Below are 22,251 nucleotides of genomic sequence, written 5' to 3'. Positions count from 1 at the left end.
CCCGTCGCCGATTGGCAGCGGGGGCAGGGCGCTTTCAGGCCACAGTGATGCCAGTAAGCCCGTTAAGGTCGCGCAGCAGGCCGCCGGAGAGCGTCACAGGGAAGTCGGTGACCGCCAGCGGAGTTTCCTTCTCGTCTTCGCACAGCACCAGGCAGACCGGCGTAGAGCCGGCGTGCGCGGTCAGCTTCTCCCGGACGCCCCCGATGATCTGCTCTGGGGTCGAGTCCGCCTCAAGTTCCACGCGAAGCATGAGCGCCCTCGCATCGAGGGACCCGCCCTGTCGGGCGGCGAGCTGCTCGCACGCGGCCTCGTGCAGCGGCGACCTTGGCACGTTGAAGATCGGCAGCCGGTCCTTATGCGCGAACATCTCGGCGTACGACTCGACCCGCTCTGCGATCTCCAGCGTGGCGTCGGCCGCGCCAGGCAGCTCCTTGTCCCAGTACTCGCGCATCTCCGCGGCGGACTTGAGGTAGTAGCCGTCGCCGTCGAGCTTGAACCTGGTGGGGTCGTTGAGCGTCTTTCCCGTCTGCACGCACAGCAGCGCTGAGTGTGAGTCCGCTTGGTCCCGGGTGACGTAGTGTGAATCGTTCGTCGCCACCGGCTTCAGGTCGAGCAGCCTGGAGATCTCCAGCAGGCCCGCGCGCACCGATCGCTCGATGGGCAAGCCGTGGTCCATCAGCTCCAAGTAGAAGTTGTCCGCGCCGAAGATGTCCTTGAAGTCCGACGCCGCCTGCATGGCCTGCTCCCGCTGGCCAAGCCGCAGCCGAGTCTGGACCTCCCCAGACGGGCATCCCGTCGTCGCGATGATGCCCTCGTTGTACTCGGCGAGGAGGTCGCGGTCCATCCGTGGCTTGCGGTACTGGCCCTCCATAGACGCCCTGGAGATCAGCGTAAAGAGGTTCCTCAGCCCGGTCGCGTTCGCGGCCCACATGGTCATGTGAGTGAAGGCACCGCCACCGGACACGTCGCCGCCCTCGCCGTCCTGGTCGCTGCCACGCTGGCTGCGATCCCCCCAGAAGACTGGCTTCTTATGGAAGCGGCTCTCCGGCGCCAAATACGCCTCGATGCCGATGATCGGCTTGACGCCGAACTTCTTCGACTGCTGATAGAAGTCGTCGGAACCGAACATGTTGCCGTGATCGGTGATGGCCACCGCTGGCATGCCCAGCCGGGTTACTTCCTTGAACAGGGGGCCAACCTTCGCGGCCCCATCGAGCATCGAGTACTCGGTGTGCACATGCAGGTGAACGAACGAGTCCGCCACGGGCTGTATCCCCCCGTGCGTCGTCATGACGCGATTGATGGGCTTCGGCTGAGGGGTACAGCCTAGCCGAGTGAACACGTCTCCAATCGCTGCCGCTCCGCTGTAACGTCGTGTCCGGAACCCCCGACGCGCCCCTCCCCCCTCGGCTCGTCGGGGGTTTCGCCCGTATGGGCGGCGCGAGCTTGGGTCGCCGGTCCCGACCAGCTTTCCCAGCGGGAAACCTGGTCGGGCCGACGACTTCAGCCGTGGGCAGAGTGTGGGCAGAGAGCTGATCCGCCCAGGTCGCACGGTGACACTTCCTCGCAACCTCGTGAGACAACTCGTGTACTATATGACCAGGTGGAGGGCATTTTTCCTCCTAAATACCAGGTCAGCACGTTGCGATCCCCTATAAGGGAACCTTAAGCGCTGGACCGGGTACAGGGTTCCCGGGCTCTTCCGGCCGCCGTCGCCCCGCGGCCGTCGGGCGTTCACCGGCGTGGGTTCTGCTGGGGCGATGTGGCTGGTCGAATGTCCGTCGTTCTGGGACCAGGGCTTGGTGCGGCCGCTGGTCACCGAGTCCGGCACGGTCGTGCTCCGGTGTGATTCCTGCTCGGCCGTCTGGCCCACGCTCGCCGACTTCGAGGAGATGGAGTGGGTCGAGCCCGACGAGCCGGATTGGCTGGTCGCGGCCGGGATCCACGTCCGTCCGGGGACGGTCCGCTGGGCGTCCCGCCCCGAGGTGGAGGCGGCGGGGCTGGGCTCGCTGAAGTGGCGGGCGCTGCCTTAACCCCGTTCGTAGGGCGGTTCGTGGGGGACGAGCTTGACGGCCAGGTGGAGCTGGTCGGTGGCCAGCAACCCGGCGATGTCGCGCATCACAGGTGTGACGTCGGTGATGGCGGTGATCCATTCGTCGGCCGGCTCGCCGGCGAGCCGGACCGCCTGGAAGTTCAGCGCGGTGTGGTCGAGATCTCGCTCCGGCACCCACTCGACGTGCCCCTGGAGGGCCCGCTCGAAGCCTTCACGGGTGAGGTCGACGGCCAGGATGCGCTCGTGGCCGGGCTTGCGCCCGTTGTCGCTGTCGTGGGCCGCGAGCCGGAACGACGGCGTCACCGGCACCGCCCCGCCGCGTTCGAAGCCCTGCTTCTCGAGCGCGGCATCAGCGACGGCCGGCGAGCAGCCCAGGTAGACCCGCACGGTCCCGTCGGTCTGCATGGCCCGAACCTGCCGGTCAGGAACCCGCTTCTCTTCGAACATGCCCGCCATGCTCCCAGCGCCCGCCCCACCCGGCCACGAACTTTCGTGCGCAAGAGAGCACCCGTGATCGGAGCCGGAACTCGCGTGATGGGGGACGTATCTCGCGTGATTGAAGCCGGAACTCGCGAGTTCCGGCTTCAATCACGCGAGTTACGGGTCTGATCACGCGAGTTCCGGCTTGGATCACGCGAGTTACGGGTCAGCCGAGGGACCAGAGGCGGGCGTAGGGGCCGTTGGCGGCCAGGAGCTCGGTGTGGGTTCCGGTTTCGACGATCCGGCCGTGGTCGAGGACGACGATGCGGTCTGCTCGGGCCGCCGTGGCCAGGCGGTGGGCGACCACGAAGGTGGTGCGGCGGCGGGCGACCGTCTCCGTCGCTCGGAGGACCGCCGCCTCGGTTGAGGGGTCGAGGGCCGCGGTGGCTTCGTCGAGGAGCAGGACGTCCGGGTCCACCAGCTCCGCCCGGGCCAGGGCCACCAGCTGGCGCTGGCCCGCCGACAGGGAGCGGCCGCGCTCGCCCACCGGCTGCAGGAAGCCCGCCGGCAGGGCCGCGACGCCGTCCAGGGCTCCGACCGCGCGGACCGCCGCCTCGACCTCCGCGTCCGTGGCCGACGGGCGGCCGTAGCGGACGTTGTCCGCCACCGTGCCCGAGAACAGGTGGGCCTCCTGGGGCACCACGCCCATCCGGCGGCGGAGGCCGGCCAGCTCGTACTCGCGGACGTCCGTGCCGTCGATCCGGACCTCGCCGCCGGTGACGTCGTAGTAGCGGGCCACCAGCTTCACCGCCGTCGACTTGCCCGCGCCGGTGGCGCCGACCAGCGCGATCGTCTCGCCCGCCGCGACGTCCAGCGAGAACTCCGCCAGCGCCGGGGACTCCGCGCCGGTGTAGGAGAACCCGACCTCCTTGAACGAGACTTCGCCGCGCAGCCGCTCCGGCACCGTGACCGGGTGCTCCGCCGCCGGCACCGACGTCGGCGTCCGCAGCAGGTCGCCGATGCGGTTCAGGCCGACGCTCGCCTGCTGGTAGCCGTCGAACACCGCCGACAGCTGCTGGATCGGCGAGAAGAACTGCTGCAGGTACAGCAGGAACGCGAGCAGCACACCGGCCGACAGCGTGCCCGCCGACACGCGGTTCGCGCCCACCACCAGCACCGTCGTGGTCGCCAGGTCCGACAGCAGCGCCACCAGCGGGAAGTACGTCGCCACGTACCGCTGGGCCCGCAGCCGCGAGCGGCGGTAGTCGTCACTGCGCGAAGCGAACGCCTCCGCGGAGCGGTCTTCCCGCGTGTACGCCTGCGCCACCCGCAGCCCGCTGACGTTCTCCTGCATGTCCGCGTTCACGACGCTGACCCGCTCGCGGGCCTCGTTGTACGCCTTCGACGCCGACCGCCGGAAGATCACCGTGGCCACCGCCAGCACCGGCACCATCGCCAGCGCGTACAGCGCCAGGCCGGCGTCGGTGACCAGCAGCGCGGCCGTGATCCCGGCCAGCGTCAGCGCGCTCACCACCGCGGTGGCCAGGCCGGTCTGCAGGAACGTCGAGAGCGCGTCGACGTCCGTCGTCATCCGGGTCATGATCTTCCCGGACAGCTCCCGCTCGTAGTAGTCGAGCCCGAGCCGCTGCAAGTGCGCGTAGCTGCGGACGCGCAGCGCGTACAGCACCGTCTCGCCCACCCGGGACGTCAGCCGCGTCTGCGCGAAGACCACCAGCCAGTCGGCCGCGATCACCACGGCGCCGATCCCGGCGGCGAGCCAGATCAGCCACTCGACGCCGGTGCGCACGCCGTGGTCGACGCCGAACTGGTACAGCCCCGGCAGCGCGATCGACGCCAGCGCGTCCGCCGCCACCAGCGCGATCACCACGGCCAGGGGCCAGCGGACCGGCCGCAGCAGCCCGGCCAGCCGGAACTTCGGGTCGGGCGCGGTGACGTCCACGCCGGGCAGGCGCGGCTCGTCGACGGCCGGCGGCAGCTTGCGCACGCCCTCGATCAGCTCCGGCGTCGGCGGGACGTCGAGGCCGCCGCCCCCGCCGACGAACCCGCTGCTGTTCGGGTCGCCGCTGCGCATCTGCGCGGCTTCGGCCAGCTCGTCGACTTCGTCGCGGCTCTCGTCACGCGGCCACAGCGACGGCGTGACGCCGTCCCGGCCGGAGTCCAGGCCCTCGCAGCGGTGCTTCTCCTCGACGTCGTCGCCCGGGCCCGCCACCAGCTCGCGGAACAGCGGGCAGCGCGCCATCAGCTCGGCCTCGGTGCCGACGTCGACGACGCGGCCCTCGTCGAGCACCGCGATCCGGTCCGCCAGCGCCAGGGTGGACCGCCGGTGCGCGATCAGCAGGGTGGTGCGGGCCGCGGTGACCGACCGCAAGGTGTCGTAGATGGCCGCCTCGGTGACCGTGTCGATGGCCGAGGTCGCGTCGTCGAGGACGAGGATCCGCGGGTCGGTGATCAGCGCCCTGGCCAGCCCCAGCCGCTGCCGCTGCCCGCCCGAGAGCGTCAGCCCGCGCTCGCCGACCAGCGTCTCGTAGCCGTCCGGCAACGCGCGGATGAAGCCGTCCGCCTCCGCGGCCCTGGCCGCCGCGACGACCTCCTCGTCGGTGGCGTCCGGACGGCCGTAGGCGATGTTGTCCCGGATCGACGAGGAGAACAGGAACGCCTCCTCGAACACCACGCCGATCGCCTGCCGCAGCTGCCGCAGCGGGACGTCCCGGACGTCGAGGCCGCCGACCCGCACCGAGCCCTCGTGCACGTCGTAGAACCGGGGCAGCAGCAGCGAAATCGTCGACTTCCCGGACCCCGCGGTGCCGACCAGCGCCAGGGTCTCGCCCGGGTTCGCGGTGACCGACAGGCCGTCCAGCACCGGTTCGGTGCGCGTGTAGCCGAAGCGGACGCCCTCGAGCTGCACGCCCAGCGGCCCCTCCGGCAGCGGCCGCGCGTCCGGCGCGTCGACGACCTCCGGCTGCGCATCGATCAGCTCGTACACCCGCTCGGCGCCGGCCCGGGTCAGCTGCGCCTGCACGACCAGGCCGGACAGCATCCGGGCCGGCCCGATCAGCGTCGCGAGGTAGGTGGCGAAGGCCAGGAACGTGCCGAGCGTGATCGACCCGTTCAGCGCGAGGACACCGCCGATGCCGAGCACGGCGACCTGGCCGGCGGCCGGCAGCGCGGCGGTGGTCGCCGTCGGGACCGCCGAGAGCTTCGCCGCGCGCAGCCGCTCCCCGAACAGCTTCCGCGCGGTCGCTTCCAGCTTCGAGACCTCCCGCGTCTCCTGGCCGAACCCCTTGACCACCCGGACGCCGGTGACGGTCTCTTCGACCTGCTGCGCGACATCCGCCGCGCGCTGCTGCGCCGACCAGGTGGCCGGGAAGAGCCGCTTGCGGCTGCGCGTCACGATGATGCCGACCGCCGGCGTGACGACCAGCGCGATCAGCGTCAGTACCGGGGACAGATACAGCATGGCGACGAACGACAGCAGCGCGAAGACCACCGAGCCGAACGACAGCGGCACCTGCATCAGGATCCCGGTGACCAGCTGCAGGTCGGAGATCGCGCGCGAGGCGACCTGGCCGGTGCGCAGCGCGTCCTGCTTGCCGCCGTCCAGCCGCGAAACGGCGTTGAAGACGCGCTGGCGCAGATCGTGCTGCACGTCGAGGGCGAGCTTCCCGCCGAGGTAGCGGCGCGCGAACGCGGTGCCGAAGGCGACCAGCTGCAGCGCCACCAGGAACCCGGCGATCCCGGGCAGCCCGCCGGTCTGCCCCGCCACCGCGTCGTCCACCGCCGCGCGCACCAGCAACGGGCTCACGGCCTGCACGCCGACCCCGAAGGCGGCGGCCAGCAGCGACAGCACAACGAGCACGCGATGCTCCCACGCCGCGGCGGACAGCCGGCGGATCCAGCCGGCCGTCTCGACGGGTGGGAGCTCTTGACGGGAGCGAGGCGGAGCAACGGTCACGTTGTGACAGTAAGCGCCACCACCGACAAAATATTTCCCCGAATGCCGCGAAGGCCACCTCGAGCTGCTCGAGGTGGCCTTCGCGGACAGCCGGACTACGTGATGTCGCGCTTCTGGTTGCCCGCCCAGCCGAGGCCGAAGAAGAGCATCGTCCACGCGAGGAAGATCAGCGCCGACGCCCACCACGAGAGCACGCCGGGCGCACCCGCCGTCAGCTGGAGCACCAGCTGCGAACCGGAGTCCACGCTGGCCGGCAGGTCGAGCGAGTTGAACCCGAAGGCGTCCGCCGCGATGCCGCCGACGATCCCGTTCGCGGTGCCGTTCGGCAGGATCCCGCCCAGGATGTCGATGTCCAGCCAGGCCCAGAACACGATCACCACGACGTTTTCCAGGATCAGGAACCACACCATCAGCAGCACGACGGCCAGCGGCACGCTGCGCAGCACCGCGCCGAACCCGATGCCGAACAACGTCACCAGCGCCCCGGCCAGCACCGACCCGCCGAGCGCGGCCAGCCACTGACCCGCCGACGGCCACCGGCCCGAGTCCACCGACGCCATCACCGCGAGCGCCGAAACGCCGAAGCTGATCAGGCCGTAGAGAGCGCCCCACACCAGGTAGGTGAGCATCTTCGCGGTCAGCGCCGAAACCCGGTTCGGCGCGGTGAGGAAGGTCGTCGTGATCGTCTTGTTGCGGTACTCCCCGGCCAGCGCGAACACGCCGAACAACGCCGGGACGAGCTGCGCGATGTTCACCCCGTGCGCCAGCGCCAGCAACCCCACCGGGATCTTGCCCGGATCGAGGCCGATCATCTCGCTGACCTGCCGGGCGTCCTTGCTGCCCAGGAAGTCCGCGAAATCGTTCGTGAGGCTGCCCCACGCGAAGGTCATCCAGAACGCGACCAGCACCAGCGGGATCAGCAGCACCCACCACGTGTTCAGCGACAGCGTCTTGCGGAACTCCGCCTTGATCAGGTTGCCCATCACTGCTGCGGTCCTCCCCAGTACTGCTGCTGCTGCGGGCCCGACGGCGGACCCTGCTGGTAGTGCTGCTGCGGCGGATAACCCGGCGGCGGGCCCTGGAACTGCGGCTGCGGCGGGTAACCCGGCGGCGGCTGACCCGGCGCGCCGGTGTACTGACCCTGCGTCAACTGGAAGAACATCCGCTCCAGATCGGCGTGCTCCTCCTGCATCCCGTAGACGGCGATCCCCGCCTTCGCGGCGATGTCACCGATCTGCTGCACACTCGACCCGGCGACCGCCACCCGGCCGTCCGGCGTCGGCGAAACCCCGACGATGCCGTTGTCCTGCAACGCCTTCACCAACCCCGACGGATCCGCCGGCTGCACCAGCACCCGCGACTGCTGGCTCTTGCGCAGCTGCTCCAGCGGGCCGTAATAACGCGTGACACCCTGGCTGATGATGACGACCTGGTCGATCAGCTGCTCGACCTCGTTCAGCAGGTGACTCGAGACCAGGACCGTCCGCCGCTGCTCCCGCGCGTACGAACGCAGGAAGTTGCGCAACCACAGGATGCCCTCGGGATCGAGACCGTTCGTCGGCTCGTCCAGCACCAGCACCTGCGGATCACCCAGCAACGCCGTCGCCAGCGCCAGCCGCTGCCGCATACCGAGCGAGAACCCGCCCGCCTTCCGATCCGCGGCACTGCCCAGCCCCACCAAGCCGAGCACCTCGTCCGCACGCCGATCCGGCACCCCGATGGCCGCGGCATACACCCGAAGGTGGTTACGCGCCGTCCGGCCCGGGTGGAACCCCTCGTTCTCCAGGACCGAGCCCACCACCCGCGCCGGATTCCCCAGCTGCGAATGCGGCCGCCCGTTGATCGTCGCCATCCCCGAAGTGGGTGTCACCAAACCGAGCAACATGCGCAACGTCGTCGTCTTACCGGCGCCGTTCGGACCCAAGAACCCCGTCACCGAACCGGGTTCGACCGTGAAGCTCAGGTTCTGCACGGCGTTCACTGCGCCGAACCGCTTGCTCAGGTTCTGCACCACAATCCGGCCACTGCCGTCGTGCATACCGTCCCCTAACGTTCCCCGCTGATGCGGCGTCATCCTGCCCTACCGGCGACGCTCGCGCGCACGGAACACCCGAGAGCGACCTTCGTCACTTTCCGCTACCGGCCGGAACCGCCTCCGAGGCACTGACCAGAGGATTCACGACCCCCCGACGATCAACTTGGTAAAGAATTCGTGCGACTTGCCGACCCGGTGCAGCCAACTCCGCCAAACCCCTCTAAGCTAGGTACCGGCGGCCCGCTCCCAGTGACCCCCAGGCTGGTTGAGCGGGTCGCCCTCGTCTTCCTTTATCGCGGCTTCGCCGCTCATGGTCGACTTCGTCGTATTACCCCGGGGGGCCGAGCCCCCCGGACCCCCACGGTGCCTTCGCCAGACTCCCAGCCCTGCCGGACCTTGGCTGGCTTTGGCGTGAAGCCAGCCCGGTGCTGGCTGGGTTGGGTGTGAAGCCAGCCCGGTGCTGGCGGCTTCGGCGTGAAGGCGGGCCCGCGTGGCTAGCTTGGGTGTGAAGGCGGGCTGGGCTGGCTGGCTTGGCGCCGAGGTGGGCTGGCTGGCTGGGTTGGGTGTGAAGGCGCGGGCGAGGCTGGCTGGGTTGGGTGTGGAGGCGGGTGCGCCTGGCTGGGGCTTTGGGTTGTTGGGGTGGGGCTGAGCTGTGGCATCGTTGCGCGATGCGGATCTTGCTCGTTGAAGACGAACGGCGGCTTGCCGAGGCTCTGCGGGCCGGGCTCAGTGCCGAGGGGTACGCCGTCGATGTCGCCCACAACGGGCGGGATGCCCTCTGGCACGCCGGTGAACACCCCTATGCCGCCATCGTCCTCGACATCATGCTGCCCGGGCTCAACGGGTACCGCGTCTGCCGGCGGCTTCGGGACCAAGGGAACAGCACCCCGATCCTGATGCTCACCGCCAAGGACGGCGAGGACGACGAGATCGAGGCCCTCGACACCGGCGCCGATGACTTCCTGCCCAAACCCTTCTCCTACGGCGTCCTGCTGTCCCGGCTGCGTGCGCTCATCCGGCGTGGCGGCGCCACCCGGCCCGGGGTCCTCAAACTCGGGGACCTCGAGCTCGACCAAGCCGGGCGGACCTGCCGGCGCGGCACCGCCGACATCACGCTCACCAGCAAGGAGTTCGCCCTCCTCGCCTACCTCATGCAACGGCCCGGGCAGGTCGTCACCAAAGCCGAACTGCTCGACAACCTCTGGGACTTCGCCGCCTCCGCCACCGCCAACCTGGTGGAAGTGCACGTCAGCGCGCTGCGGCGCAAGATCGACGTCCCCTTCGGCGCGGAAACCATCCGGACCGTCCGCGGCGCCGGTTACCACGTGGTGACCGCGGGTGCCTGACTTCTGGCGCTCCACCCGGTTCCGCGTCGCCGTCACGGCCTTCGCCGCCTCCGCCGTGGCACTCGGAGCGGTCTCCGTGTGGTTCGTCCTCCAGGCACGCAGCCGGCTCGAGAACACCGCCACCCAGCTCGCCGACGCCCACGCCGACGCCATCGTCCAGCTCCTGAACACCGGCGCCCGGCCCGCCGACCTCGCCCTGCTCGGCCGTGACTCGATCTACGAGGTCAAAGACCGGCAGGGCACGTCGGTCGCCTCCTGCCCGGCCCTGCGCGACACGACCCTGGCCGCCTACGACACCCAGGTCACCGTGCGGCCCTACCAGTACGACCGGTCCGCACCGGCGTCCGTCGGCTGCGCGCCCGAGCTGCGCGGGCTCGACGACGACCTCACCCTGCACGTCGTGCACGCCGACAGCGGCGACAGCCGGTACGACGTGTTCGCCGGCGCCCAGCTCGACCCCGAGGGGCTGGCGGCGGTCGACTCCGCCCGGACCGCGCTGACGGCCGGCGTGCCCGCGGTCGCGCTGCTCATCGGCGTCATCGCGTGGCTCGCCGTGCGGCGGTCGCTGCGCCCGGTCGAGGCCATCCGCGGCGAGGTCGCCGAAATCGGCGCGCACGACCTCGGCCGGCGCGTCCCGGACCCGCGCACCGGCGACGAGATCGCGCGGCTGGCCGGGACGATGAACACGATGCTCGGCCGGCTCGACGAGGCCGTCACTCGGCAGAGCCGGTTCACCTCCGACGCGTCGCACGAACTGCGCACGCCCCTGGCGTCGCTGCGGACCCAGCTCGAAGTGCTCCTGGCCCACCCCGACCGGCTCGACTGGCGGCAGTCCTGCGAGAACGCGCTGCTCGACGTCACCCGGCTGCAGGACCTCGTCGCCGACCTGGTGCTGCTCGGCAAACTCGACCACGCCGGACCGGACCGGCGGGAACCGGTCGCGCTGTCCGAAGTGGTCGGTGCGGTCGCGGCCGGCCGGAGCGGGGTCGACGTCGAGGTCAGCGGGACGCCGTCGGTGCGCGGCCACCGGTCGCGGCTGGAACGGCTGGTCCGCAACCTCGTCGACAACGCGCAGCGGCACGCCGTCGCCCGCGTCGCCGTCACGGTGTCCACGGTGGACGGACAGGTGGTGCTCACCGTCGACGACGACGGGCCGGGCATCCCGGAAGCGGACCGCGAGCGCGTCTTCGACCGCTTCGTCCGGCTGGACGACGCCCGCGACCGCGACGAGGGCGGTTCCGGCCTGGGCCTGGCGATCGTCGCCGACATCGCCCGGGCCCACGGCGGCACGGCGGCGGTCGAGGAGGGCAGCCGGTTCGTCGTCCGGTTGCCGGAGCTGAAGACGTCTTAAGCCGGCTTCAGGCCCGGTTCAGCGGTCGGGATCGACGCTGCGGGCATGATCCTTTCCTGGCGGCCGCTCGACCACGCCGAATACCGCGCTTCCTCGTGGTTCCCCGGCCTGACCGGCCTGCGCGCGCTCGCCGCCCTGGCCGTCGTGTTCTTCCACTACGGCGGCCCGGTCGCCGACCCGCTGCAGGGCTGGATCGCCGTCCAGCTGTTCTTCGTGCTGTCCGGCTTCCTGATCACCACGCTGGCGCTGCGCGAAGAGGACGCCGCCGGCTGCGTCTCGCTGCGCGGCTTCTACGTCCGCCGGGTCTTCCGGATCATGCCGGTGTACTTCCTGCTGCTCGGCCTGACGGCGCTGGCCGTCACCCTCGCCGGGACGTACCAGAGCAGCCGGCTCGGCGACGCGATGCCGTTCTACCTGGTCTTCGGCAACGAGCTGGTCGACTACAACACGCCCTACCCCACGTCGTGGTCGCTGGGCGTGGAGGAGAAGTTCTACCTCGTCTGGCCCGCCCTGCTCGTGCTGACGTCGTTCGCCCGCACCGGCCGGACCGCGCTGCGCCTGCTGGTCGCCGGGGCGGTGGTGACCGGTGTCCTCTTCGGAGCGTTGCCGCTCGCGCCGTCGCAGCGGTGGGCCGAGCTCAGCGTGCACTACTGCTCACTGGTCATCGGCTGCCTGCTCGCGCTGGCGCTGCACCACCCGCGCGGGTTCGCCGTGTTCCGGCCGCTGACCAGCCCGGCCGCGGCGGTGCTGGTCGCGCTGGGGTTCTGCGTGCTGCAGCTGTCGGTCAAGCCGCTGGGACAGCAGTTCGGCGGGCACTGGCAGTTCGTCGTCCCGGTGTACGCGGCGGGTTCGGCGCTGCTGCTCGTGGCGGTCCTCGGGCCGGGCCCGGTCCGGCGGGTGCTCTCGAGCCGGCCGCTGAAGTTCATCGGGGACCGGTCGTACGCGCTCTACCTCGCCCAGACCGGCGCCGCGGGCGTGACCGGCCTGGTGTTGCCGACCGGGCTCGGCAAGGCCGTCGCGACGGCCGCCGTCGCGCTGCTCTTCGCCTGCGGGCTGCGGCGGTGGGTCGAGCTGCCGTCGATCGCGTTCGGGCGGCGGCTGCTGCGAAAAGGGGAGCGGGCCCCTGCCGCGGTGCGACGGGAGCCCGCTCGGGCGGAATAGCTCAGGCGAGGACGGTGTCCAGCGGCGTGTGCGGCAGGTCGTGGGCCACCGCGACCGGGCCGTTGGTCAGGGCGCCGTCGTGCGTGTTGAGGCCCTTGGCCAGCGCGGCGTCGGCCTGCAGCGCGGCCTTCCAGCCGTGCTCGGCCAGCTGGACCGCGTAGGGCAGCGTGACGTTGGTGAGGCCGTAGGTCGACGTCCGGGGCACCGCGCCCGGCATGTTCGCGACGCAGTAGAAGACGGACTCGTGCACGGTGTAGGTCGGGTCGTCGTGCGTGGTCGGGCGCGAGTCGGCGAAGCAGCCGCCCTGGTCGATCGCGATGTCGACGAGCACGCTGCCCGGCTTCATCCGGGCGACGAGCTCGTTCGAGACCAGCTTCGGCGCCTTCGCGCCGGGGACGAGCACCGCGCCGATGACCAGGTCGGCCTGCAGCACGGACTCCTCGACCGAGAGCCGGTTCGACGTCACCGTGCGGATGCGGCCGCCGAAGTCGTTGTCGATCTGGCGGAGGCGGTCGACGTTGGTGTCGAGGATCTCGACGTCGGAGCCGAGGCCGAGCGCGACGCGGGCGGCGTTCAGGCCCGCGACACCGCCGCCGATGACGACGACGCGCGCCGGGTGGACGCCGGGGATGCCGCCGGGCAGCACACCGCGGCCGCCACTGGGCTTCATCAGGGAGAACGCGCCGACCTGCGGGGCGAGCCGGCCGGCGACCTCGGACATCGGGGCGAGCAGCGGAAGGGCGCCGGAGGCGGTCTGCACCGTCTCGTAGGCGATCGCGGTGGTGCCGGCGGCGAGCAGCGCGTCGGTCAGCGGCCGGTCGGCGGCGATGTGCAGGTAGGTGAAGAGGACCTGGTCGCGGCGGAGCCGGCCGTACTCCTCGGCGATGGGCTCCTTGACCTTGAGCACGAGCTCGCCCTCGGCCCAGGTCTCGTCGGCGGTGGCGAGGATCTTCGCGCCGGCGGCGACGTACTCCTCGTCGGTGATGGACGAACCCACTCCGGCGGCGGTCTCGACGAAGACGTCGTGCCCACGCCCGACCAGCTCGTGCACCCCGGCCGGGGTCAGCGCGACCCGGTATTCGTGCTTCTTGATTTCACGGGGAACGGCGATACGCATGGTCGGCCTCCTGGGTCGGTCAGCGTCCGGGACGGGGCGGTGTTGCCACTCACGGTGAGCCACCCGGACGGCGGTGTCATCGTGCTGCCCGGACAATTCTCGGCGGCATTCGTGGTTCTGCTGGAACAAGCGTCTTGACCTCGACTTCACTTGAAGTTGCAGCGTTGCGGCATGCGTGCGGTGTGGTTGAGAGAGTTCGGCGGTCCGGAAGTCCTCGTCCCGGGGGAGGCGCCGGATCCGGTGCCCGGGCCGGGCCAGGTGCTGGTGGAGGTGGTGTTCGCGAACACGACGTTCGTCGAGACGCAGTTCCGGGCGGGGGCGCCGGGGCCGTTCCGGGCGTCGCTGCCGGTGATCCCGGGCAACGGCGTCGGCGGCGTGATCAGCGCGGTCGGCGCGGGGGTGGACCCGGGGCTGGCGGGACAGCGGGTGGTCACGGCGACGGGCGGTTCGGGCGGGTACGCCGAGCGCGTCGCGGTGGACGCGGCGGCGGTGTTCGAGGTGCCGCCCGCGCTGTCCCTCGACGCGGCGGTGGCGCTGCTGGCGGACGGCCGGACGGCGACCGGCTTGGTCCGGGCGACCGGCGTGCGCCCGGGCGACCGGGTCCTGGTCGAGGCGGCGGCGGGCGGCGTCGGCGGCTTGCTGGTCCAGCTTGCGACGGCGGCGGGAGCAACGGTGATCGGCGCGGCGGGCGGGCCGGCGAAGGTGGCACAGGTGCGCGGGGCTTCTTCGGTCGTCGACTACCTGCGGCCGGACTGGACGTCCGAGGTGGGCCCGGTGGACGTCGTGTTCGACGGAGTGGGCGGGCCGATCGGCACGGCGGCGTTCGGGCTCCTGCGCCCGGGCGGCCGGATGGCGGTGTACGGGCTGGCGGGCGGTTCGTGGGCCGAAGTGTCCGAAGAGGACGCTGCGGCGCGCGGAGTTTCGCTGGTGCGGTCGATCGGTTCGCCGCCGGAGATGCGGGCGTTCACGGAAGCGGCGTTGGCGTCGGCGGCCGAGGGGAGCCTGGTGCCGGTGATCGGCCAGCGCTTCCCCCTGGAGAAGGCGGCGGACGCCCACGCGGCGATCGAGTCCCGCGTGACGGTGGGAAAGACGTTGCTGGTCCTGTGATCGACGACTTCCTGGCCCGGCCGCTGACGGCGCGGGTGGCGACGGACGGGCCGACGGTCCGGCCCACGTGGTACCTGTGGGAGGACGGCGCGTTCTGGATCCTCAGCGGGCCGTGGTCCCGGCTGCCGGCGCTCGTCCGGGCGAAGTCGCGGATCGCGTTGACGGTGGATGTCTGCGAGCTCGAGACCGGGGTGGTCCTGCAGGTTCTGGCGCGCGGTGAGGCGGAGGTGCGGCCGTTCGACGTGGCGCGGGGGCGGCGGAAGCTGGTGCGGTACCTGGGAGCCGAGGAGTCGGGGTGGGATCCGCGGTTCCGGGAGTACCTGTACGGGGACGTCGGGGCGGTGTGGGTGTACCTGCGGCCTTCTCGGCTGGTCGCGCACGACTTGAGCTACCGAGTGCCGTGAAGGCCTCCCCGAGAGACTCGGGAAGGCCTTCACGGGTTCCGCCGCGGGAAGACGAAAACTCAGCCGCGGTATGCCGACCACGAGCTCTTCATCCGCGAGGCCTGGCCCGCGGTGAACTCGTACATGCAGCTGTCGTAGCTGTAGTCCATGAAGTTGTGCACCGGGTCCACGCCCGCCGATGAGCAGGTGTCCTTGCTCGCCGGGCAGCCCGAGGTCGCCGTGGCCTCGGCCGGGGTGTCCGACACGTAGTCGCCCGAACCGGAGCAGCCGCCCTGGAACGTGTGGTACAGGCCCATCCAGTGGCCGACCTCGTGGGTGGCCGTGTCGCCCTCGTTGTAGTTCGTCGCCGAGCGGCCCGGGAGGGACTCGTCGAGGATGACCACGCCGTCCAGCTTCGGCTGGGACTTGTAGTTCGACGGGAACGTCGCCCAGCCGAGCAGGTCGTCGCCGAGCTTGGCCGTGTAGATGTTCAGCGCGTTCGCGCCGCCCTTGCGCAGCGCGTTCTTCATGTTGCGCTCGGCCGAGGTGCCGTCGGTGATGCCGTTGTACCAGGTGGAGTTGTTCGTGTAGTCGGTGCTGACCAGCGAGAAGCTGAAGCCGCTCGACGCGTACGCGCTGTTCAGGACCGAGATCTGCTTGCTGATCGTGGCCGCCGGCAGGTTGCCGGTCGAACCGCTGGTGATCACGTGGAAGTACACCGGGATCGACACCGCGGCCGCGGCCTGGGCCGAGAACGCCGTGCGCTTGCCGGCGAGCTTGCTCTGCAGGTCCGCTTCCATGCGGGCCGCCTCGGCCGGGGACACCGAGTCGGCGTGCCCGTCCTTGCTGCGGTCCGCGGCGTGGGCGGGGGTGAAGCAGTCGCCGCTCGGCGCCGCGACGGCGCCCCCGGCTCCTGCCGCCGGGACGACCAGGGCGACCAGGGAGAGCGCGGACACCGCGCCCAGTTTGATGGCCCTGCCGAACCGCTCCGAACTGCTCATGGAGGAACTCCTCTTGCAACGACCCGGCTACCCGGGGTGGTGAAGAGAAAATGCGGCACGCGATCTTCGTTATCCACCATCTTTCGGCTGGAAAAGACACTCCGTACGATCGGCGCGATCCATGCGGACTAGTGCATACTTCGGATACTGCGCCGAACGGCCCAGTCAGCTCCAGCGCACCGCGACGAGCTGGGTCAGCAGCGCCAGCCGGACGTCGGGGTCGTCGAGGTCCAGCGGCACCAGTTCGAGCAGCTTCCGCATCCGGTACCGCAGGGTGTTCGGGTGGATCCGCAGCTCCCGCGCCGCCGCCCGCGGGTCGCCCGGGTGCCGCAGCCACTCGTAGAGCGTCTCGACGTAGCCGGCCTTGCCCGATTCGTCGTGCGCGCGCAGGGTGCTCAGCGGACCGAGGTCGGCGACCCGGGCCGCGGTCGCCGCGGTCGCGCCGCGGTGCAGGGTCAGCGACGTCCAGGCTTCGTCGAAGGCGATCACGCGGTCGGTGAGGATTTCGGCGCGCAGCAGGCCGAGGGCTTCGTCGGCCTGGGCGCGCGACGCCGAGAGGTCGGCGAGGCCGCCGGGGGAGCCCGCCGCCGCGCGCGGGGCGCCGCCGCGCCGGGACGCCGGCTGCGTGGCCAGGGCGTGGCGCAGCTCGGCCCAGCCGCCCGGACCCGCGCGGTCCGGCACCACGGCGTAGAGCAGCCCGCCGAGCTCGGTCGCCACCGGGCGGCTGCCGATGCCCTGGGAGATCCGTTCGAGCAGCGCGAGCCGCAGACCCTCGGCGTCGCGCCCGTCGCCGCCGGTGACCTCGATGACGACCACGCGGTGCGGCTCGTCGGCCAGGTCCAGCTCCGCCATCGCCTTGCGCGGGTTCGCGTGGCCTTCGAGCACCGCACGCAGCAGTTCGGCCGACGCGCGGCGCTGCGCGTCGGTGTGCGCGCGGCGCCGCAGCAGGTGTAGCGCGACGACCGGGGCGGCGTCGGCGAAGGCGGCCGCGCGCTCGTCGGACACCGGCCCGGCGACCACCGCCCACATCGACCCGAGCAGCTCGCCACCCATCCGGATCGGCACGATCAGCCGCGGCAGCGTGCCGTCGCGCTGGGCCGGGACGAAGATCGTCTGCCGGCCGCGGGACAGCTCGCGGAACACCCCGCGCGACCGGAACCGCGCGAGGACGTCGTCGGGGATGCGGCGGCCCATGATCGTGGCGACGCGGGCGGGGTCGGTCAGGTCCTGACGGGCGGAGTAGGCGAGCACGCGCGAGTTGGTGTCCTCGATGGTCACCGGCGCGTCGACGACGCTCGCGACGGCGTCGGCCAGCCGGAACAGGTCGCCGGAGCCGGGGTCGAGGTCCTCCGACTCGTCGGCCAGGGCGTCCAGGACGGTCCGCAGCAGCCAGACGAGCTGCGCCCACGACGTCGCGGCGTGCACCTGGATCAGCGCGATCCCGCTGGCCTTCGCGGCCCGCTTGACCGCCGGTTTCGCGGCCAGCGGCGGCTTGAGCAGCACGGCGGCCGCGCCCTGTCCGGCACTCTGCTTCACGAGTTCGGCGGCGTCGTCGGGGCCGGTCGTGGCGACGCCGAGCACGAGGTCCCCGGCGGACAGCGTGAGGGCCCCGCCGGGTTCGGCGATGACGACGTCGGCGACGGCGGGCGAGTCGTCGGGCAGCTGGAGCGCGTGGAGCAGCGTCGGCCCCACCCGGTCGACCACGCTGCGCACCGAAACCACGGGAGCATTCTCGCCGAGAAACCCGGCGACGGCTCGGTAGGGTCGCCGGGGTGTGCGGGGCCTGCCGGGGCGGTGGCGGGCGGTCGCACCACCCCGGCAGGCGTTCAGGGGGATTCGCTCATAGCGCTCCTGGGATTTTCCGAATACCGGACCCGCCGATCGATTCCGGGTCCGGGAAGGCGCCGACCCTATTTCATCCCGCAACGCCGGTTCCGGGGTATGGCATCCTCGCGCGATCGACCGGAAGGTTTCGCCGGGAAAGGGTGCGGTGACCGCTCCGGACGGGACGATCCTCGTGCTCAGCGAGAACATCGAGGACCGCCCCCGGCGCCACCGCCGACCAGATTCCGACGCCGAACTTCTTAGCGCGAAAGGACCGCCGTCAGGACCCTCCGCAGCTCGCCGGCCGGGTTCCCGGCCGGTTCCGGGGAGCGCCACGCGACGATTCCGTCGGGCCGCACCAGCGAGGCGCCGCCCCGCGAAAGGCCGTACCGGGCGGCGAAGACGTCGTCGTCGATCGTGTGGCAGTCGAGGCGGATGGCCTGCTCCGCCGCGGCCGGCTGCCACCGCGTACCGTCGCCCGCGCAGAGCAGCACCCACGAATGTCCCAGCAGGTCCACAGTGGACGCCAGTCCCGGCGCCCGGAAGCCGGGCCGCCCGGTCGGGGCCTGGATGTCCTCGACGCGCTCGCCGTCGTCCGGCTCCTCCGGCAGCACGGCCGTCGAGCGGTAGCGGAACCCGAGCGTGACGGCCAGCTGGTCCTCGGCCTTCGTCAGCCCGGTGACGTCGAGATCGGGGTGCATGCGCTGCTTCATGTTGTGCAGGGACGTGTCGATGACCATCCGCGCGATCGGCTTCCGCTCGGCTTCGTAGGTGTCGAGCAGTGCCGGGCCCGCTTCGCCACGCAGCACCGCGGCCAGCTTCCACGCGATGTCCGCGGCGTCGCCGACCGCGGTGTTGCCGCCCAGCCCGCCGGTCGGGGGCGTCACCTTCGCCGCGTCGCCGACCAGGAAGACCCGGCCGGCGCGGAACCGGTCGGCGAGCCGCGCGGCGACCTCCCACGAGCCCGTCCAGACGATCTCCGGCTCCAGGTCCGGGAGGTCGGTGGCGGCGCGGATCATCGTGACCAGCCGGTCGCGGGTGAAGTCGGCCGGGCGTTCGCCGCGGCCGGGGAAGTAGTCCGGCGCGAAGACGTACCGGTCCGGCACGTCGGTGGTGACGAACCCGGCGGTGAAGTCCGGGTGCTGCAGGTAGAACAGGTCGGTCAGGCCGGGGTGGACGCGGTCGCCGAGGTCGGCGTCGAACACCACGCCGAGGCAGTGGCTCAGCGCGTCCATCCCGGTGGTCCCGATGCCGAGCCGCTGCCGGATCCCGCTGCGCCCGCCGTCGGCGGCGACGACGTAGTCCGCGCGCACCACGGTTTCTTCGCCGGACTCGCGATCGCGCAGCGTCGCCGTGACGCCGTCGCCGTCCGGTGCCAGGTCCGTCAGCTCGGTCCGGAACCGCACCCGTGCGCCCGCCTTTTCCGCGTGCGCCAGCAGGATCGGCTCCACGACGTCCTGGCCGGCCAGGCCGGCGGGCAGGGTGGTCGACGCCGAGACGTCGAACTCGCTGCCGTCCTGGACCAGCCGGTGCAGCACCCGGCCGGCCAGGCTGGTCGCGACGGTGATCCGCAGCCCCTGCGACGCCCGCGGGCTCGCCGCCAGCACCTCGCGGTCGATTCCCGCCCAGTGGAACAACTCCATGGTGCGCCAGTTCTGCCCGGCGGCGCGCGAGTGGACCGACGTCCCCGCGTGCCGCTCCACGGCCAGCACGTCCACTCCGGCCTGCGCGAGGAAGAGCGAGGCCGACAGCCCGCCCAATCCCGCTCCGACGACCAGCACCTGTACCCGCTCGTTCATAGGTATCTCCCCATCTGTGAATCTCCCTGGCGGATATCTTAGACACAAAGAGATTCATCAGGCAAGGCAACTCGGCTCCCAGGAGGTGGGAAGGGTTGGGTAGGCCGTTCGGCGCAAGTAGCTTCGCATTCGGCAGCCCTCCGCGAACCCCTTGAGCCGCAAGGAGAAAACCGATGACCGAGACTTCGGCGTGGTCCTTCGAGACCAAGCAGATCCACGCGGGCGCCGCGCCGGACCCGGCCACCGGGGCCCGGGCGACACCGATCTACCAGACGACGTCGTACGTCTTCCGCGACAGCCAGCACGGCGCCGACCTGTTCAGCCTGGCCGAGCCCGGCAACATCTACACGCGGATCATGAACCCGACCCAGGACGTGCTGGAGCAGCGGCTCGCCGCGCTCGAAGGCGGCGTCGCGGCGCTGGCGTTCGCGTCCGGCTCGGCCGCGACCACGGCGGCGATCCTCAACCTCGCCGGCGCGGGCGACCACTTCGTCTCGAGCCCGTCGCTCTACGGCGGCACCTACAACCTCTTCCACTACACGCTGCCGAAGCTCGGCGTCGAGGTCACGTTCATCGACGACCAGGACGATCTCGAGCAGTGGCGCGCCGCCGTCCGGCCGAACACGAAGCTGTTCTTCGCCGAGACGCTGGCCAACCCGGGCAGCAACGTCCTCGACATCCGGGGCGTCGCCGACGTCGCGCACGAAGCCGGCGTCCCGCTCGTCGTCGACAACACCGTGCCGACGCCGTACCTGCTGCGCCCGATCGAGCACGGCGCCGACGTCGTCGTGCACTCCGCGACGAAGTACCTCGGCGGCCACGGCACGACGGTGGCCGGCGTCCTGGTCGACGGCGGCACGTTCGACTTCGGCAAGAACCCGGAGAAGTTCCCCGGCTTCAACGAGCCCGACCCGAGCTACCACGGCCTGAAGTACTGGGAGGCGCTCGGCCCCGGCTCGTACGCGGCCAAGGCGCGCGTCCAGATCCTGCGCGACACCGGCGCGGCGATCTCGCCGTTGAACAGCTTCCTGATCCTGCAGGGCATCGAGACGCTTTCGCTGCGCCTCGAGCGGCACGTCTCGAACGCGCAGGCGCTGGCAGAGTGGCTGGAGCAGCGCGACGAGGTCGAGAAGGTCTACTACGCCGGCCTGCCGTCGAGCCCGCACTTCGCCAACGCGCAAAAGTACCTGCCGCGCGGCGCGGGCGCGGTCCTGTCGTTCGACCTGCGCGGCGGCGTGGAGGCGGGCCGGAAGTTCGTCGACGGCACCGAGCTGCACAGCCAGCTGGTGAACATCGGCGACGTCCGCAGCCTGATCGTGCACCCGGCGTCGACCACGCACAGCCAGCTGACGCCCGAGGAACAGCTCTCCAGCGGTGTGACGCCCGGACTGGTCCGGCTCGCCGTCGGGCTGGAGGGGATCGAGGACCTCAAGGCCGACCTCGAAGCCGGATTCCGGGCGGCCAAGGCGGAACTGTGACCGTGTCCGGCGCCTGGCGGATCGGCGATCCGCCGGGCCGCCGGAAGTTCGTCACCGGCCCGGGCGCGCTGGCGCTCGAGGCCGGTGGCGTGCTGCCTTCGTTCACGCTCGCGTACGAGACGTGGGGGACGCTGAACTCCGACGCGTCCAACGCGGTCCTCGTCGAGCACGCGCTGACCGGCGACAGCCACGCGGCCGGGCCCGCCGAGCCGGGGCACCCGAGCGCAGGCTGGTGGGACGGGCTGATCGGGCCGGGCAAGGCGCTGGACACGAACGAGTTCTTCGTCGTGGTCCCGAACGTGCTGGGCGGCTGCCAGGGCTCGACCGGGCCGTCGTCGCCGGATCCGGACGGGACGCCGTGGGGCAGCCGGTTCCCGGTGGTGACGGTGTGGGACCAGGTCGCGGCCGAAGCGGCACTGGCGGACGCGCTGGGCGTTTCGCGCTGGGCCGCCGTCATCGGCGGCTCGATGGGCGGGATGCGCGCGCTGGAGTGGGCGGTCTCGCTGCCCTCGCGGGTGGCTTCGGTGCTCGTGCTGGCGTCGACCGCGCGGGCGTCGGCCGAGCAGATCGCCTGGACCGCCCCGCAGCTGCACGCGATCCGCAGCGACCCGTTCTTCCGCGGTGGCGACTACTACTCGGCGGCTTCGGGACCCGTGGCCGGTCTGGGCATCGCCCGGCGGATCGCGCACGTCACCTACCGCAGCGAGCCGGAGCTGGCCCAGCGGTTCGGCCGGCTCCCGCAGGACGGCGAAGATCCGCTGCGCGGCGGCCGGTTCGCCGTCGAGTCCTATTTGGACCACCACGCGGCCAAGCTGGCCCGCCGCTTCGACGCCAACAGCTACCTGGTGCTGACCGAGTCGATGAACACCCACGACGTCGGCCGCGGCCGAGGCGGCGTGGCGGCGGCACTGGGCCGCGTGACGGCGCGGGCGGTGATCGCCGGCGTCGACAGCGACCGGCTCTACCCGCTGTACCAGTCGGCGGAGATCGCGGCCGGGATCCCGGGTACGCCGGAGCCGTCGGTGGTGTCGTCGCCGTACGGGCACGACTCGTTCCTCATCGAAACCGGCCAGATCGCGGCCCTGGTGAAGCACCTGCTCGGCTGAGCCCCAAGCGCCCCAATGTGGCGTTGGGTGCGTTGAACGCACCCAATGTGGCGTTCGGTGCGTTGGATGCACCGAACGCCACATTGGGGCGCTTCAG

Annotated in this window: 16 protein-coding genes and 1 pseudogene; 8 read left to right on the top strand and 9 right to left on the bottom strand. The window is 71.4% G+C overall.

Annotated elements, in window-relative coordinates:
• Positions 1-325: 325 nt before the first annotated feature.
• Positions 326-1,291 (bottom strand): annotated as a pseudogene (locus ACWEVN_RS32235) (PHP domain-containing protein); the annotation flags it as partial.
• A gap of 469 nt (positions 1,292-1,760) precedes the next feature.
• Here ACWEVN_RS32235 and ACWEVN_RS32230 point away from each other — a divergent pair.
• Positions 1,761-2,033, top strand: a complete 273-nt coding sequence (locus ACWEVN_RS32230; protein WP_449686536.1) for a hypothetical protein — start codon at positions 1,761-1,763, stop codon at positions 2,031-2,033.
• On the opposite strand, the gene ACWEVN_RS32225 is transcribed toward ACWEVN_RS32230, so the two are convergent.
• From ACWEVN_RS32225 to ACWEVN_RS32210, 4 genes are all read right to left on the bottom strand, one after another.
• A complete protein-coding gene (locus ACWEVN_RS32225) occupies positions 2,030-2,458 on the bottom strand; it encodes a DUF4291 family protein (protein ID WP_452053794.1) in 429 nt (142 codons plus the stop codon). The genes ACWEVN_RS32230 and ACWEVN_RS32225 overlap by 4 nt on opposite strands.
• 241 nt (positions 2,459-2,699) lie before the next feature.
• Positions 2,700-6,446 carry an ABC transporter ATP-binding protein gene (locus ACWEVN_RS32220; protein ID WP_452053793.1) on the bottom strand — a complete coding sequence of 1,249 codons (3,747 nt, stop codon included), beginning with the start codon at positions 6,444-6,446 and terminating at the stop codon, positions 2,700-2,702.
• 95 nt (positions 6,447-6,541) lie between these two features.
• Complete coding sequence (locus ACWEVN_RS32215; protein WP_449686533.1) at positions 6,542-7,429, bottom strand: ABC transporter permease subunit; 888 nt, start codon at positions 7,427-7,429, stop codon at positions 6,542-6,544.
• Complete coding sequence (locus tag ACWEVN_RS32210) at positions 7,429-8,484, bottom strand: ABC transporter ATP-binding protein (protein WP_452053792.1); 1,056 nt, start codon at positions 8,482-8,484, stop codon at positions 7,429-7,431. The genes ACWEVN_RS32215 and ACWEVN_RS32210 overlap by 1 nt, the downstream gene beginning before the upstream one ends.
• Positions 8,485-9,149: 665 nt before the next feature.
• On the opposite strand from ACWEVN_RS32210, the gene ACWEVN_RS32205 reads away from it, so the two are divergent.
• Genes ACWEVN_RS32205 through ACWEVN_RS32195 form a run of 3 tightly spaced genes read left to right on the top strand, consistent with a single transcriptional unit; the run spans position 9,150 to position 12,339 of the window.
• On the top strand, positions 9,150-9,827 hold the full coding sequence (locus ACWEVN_RS32205) for a response regulator transcription factor (RefSeq protein WP_452053791.1): 678 nt from the start codon (positions 9,150-9,152) through the stop codon (positions 9,825-9,827).
• Entirely contained in the window at positions 9,820-11,178 is a 1,359-nt protein-coding gene (locus ACWEVN_RS32200) for an ATP-binding protein (protein WP_452053790.1), read from the top strand. The genes ACWEVN_RS32205 and ACWEVN_RS32200 overlap by 8 nt, the downstream gene beginning before the upstream one ends.
• A 45-nt stretch (positions 11,179-11,223) precedes the next feature.
• The gene (locus ACWEVN_RS32195; RefSeq protein WP_452053789.1) at positions 11,224-12,339 is read left to right on the top strand and encodes an acyltransferase family protein; all 1,116 of its coding nucleotides are present in this window, start codon (positions 11,224-11,226) and stop codon (positions 12,337-12,339) included.
• A gap of 1 nt (position 12,340) precedes the next feature.
• Here the strand turns inward: ACWEVN_RS32195 and ald are convergent, their stop codons facing one another.
• Positions 12,341-13,456 (bottom strand): alanine dehydrogenase, encoded by a 1,116-nt coding sequence (gene ald, locus ACWEVN_RS32190; protein ID WP_310973373.1) that lies wholly within the window; start codon positions 13,454-13,456, stop codon positions 12,341-12,343.
• A 171-nt stretch (positions 13,457-13,627) separates the two neighbouring features.
• On the opposite strand from ald, the gene ACWEVN_RS32185 reads away from it, so the two are divergent.
• Positions 13,628-14,563, top strand: coding sequence for a zinc-binding dehydrogenase (locus ACWEVN_RS32185; RefSeq protein ID WP_452053788.1), 936 nt, complete (start codon positions 13,628-13,630; stop codon positions 14,561-14,563).
• Positions 14,560-14,967, top strand: a complete 408-nt coding sequence (locus ACWEVN_RS32180) for a pyridoxamine 5'-phosphate oxidase family protein (RefSeq protein ID WP_449686526.1) — start codon at positions 14,560-14,562, stop codon at positions 14,965-14,967. The genes ACWEVN_RS32185 and ACWEVN_RS32180 overlap by 4 nt, the downstream gene beginning before the upstream one ends.
• Before the next feature lie 59 nt (positions 14,968-15,026).
• On the opposite strand, the gene ACWEVN_RS32175 is transcribed toward ACWEVN_RS32180, so the two are convergent.
• The 3 genes from ACWEVN_RS32175 to rdmE all read right to left on the bottom strand — a co-directional run bounded on the left by ACWEVN_RS32175 (position 15,027) and on the right by rdmE (position 19,570).
• Positions 15,027-15,947, bottom strand: coding sequence for a zinc metalloprotease (locus ACWEVN_RS32175; RefSeq protein ID WP_452053787.1), 921 nt, complete (start codon positions 15,945-15,947; stop codon positions 15,027-15,029).
• 165 nt (positions 15,948-16,112) lie between these two features.
• Complete coding sequence (locus tag ACWEVN_RS32170; RefSeq protein WP_452053786.1) at positions 16,113-17,669, bottom strand: PucR family transcriptional regulator; 1,557 nt, start codon at positions 17,667-17,669, stop codon at positions 16,113-16,115.
• A gap of 362 nt (positions 17,670-18,031) precedes the next feature.
• Complete coding sequence (rdmE, locus tag ACWEVN_RS32165; protein WP_452053785.1) at positions 18,032-19,570, bottom strand: aklavinone 12-hydroxylase RdmE; 1,539 nt, start codon at positions 19,568-19,570, stop codon at positions 18,032-18,034.
• A gap of 173 nt (positions 19,571-19,743) precedes the next feature.
• Here rdmE and ACWEVN_RS32160 point away from each other — a divergent pair, with 173 nt between their 5' ends.
• On the top strand, positions 19,744-21,048 hold the full coding sequence (locus tag ACWEVN_RS32160; protein ID WP_452053784.1) for a bifunctional o-acetylhomoserine/o-acetylserine sulfhydrylase: 1,305 nt from the start codon (positions 19,744-19,746) through the stop codon (positions 21,046-21,048).
• A complete protein-coding gene (gene metX / locus ACWEVN_RS32155) occupies positions 21,045-22,154 on the top strand; it encodes a homoserine O-acetyltransferase MetX (protein ID WP_452053783.1) in 1,110 nt (369 codons plus the stop codon). Before ACWEVN_RS32160 ends, metX begins: the two co-directional genes overlap by 4 nt.
• Positions 22,155-22,251: the final 97 nt, after the last annotated feature.

It is taken from the genome of Amycolatopsis sp. NPDC003861 (assembly GCF_053605405.1).
The sequence above is the reverse complement of the archived record's forward strand: the minus strand, read 5'-3'. Positions and strand labels throughout refer to the sequence as shown.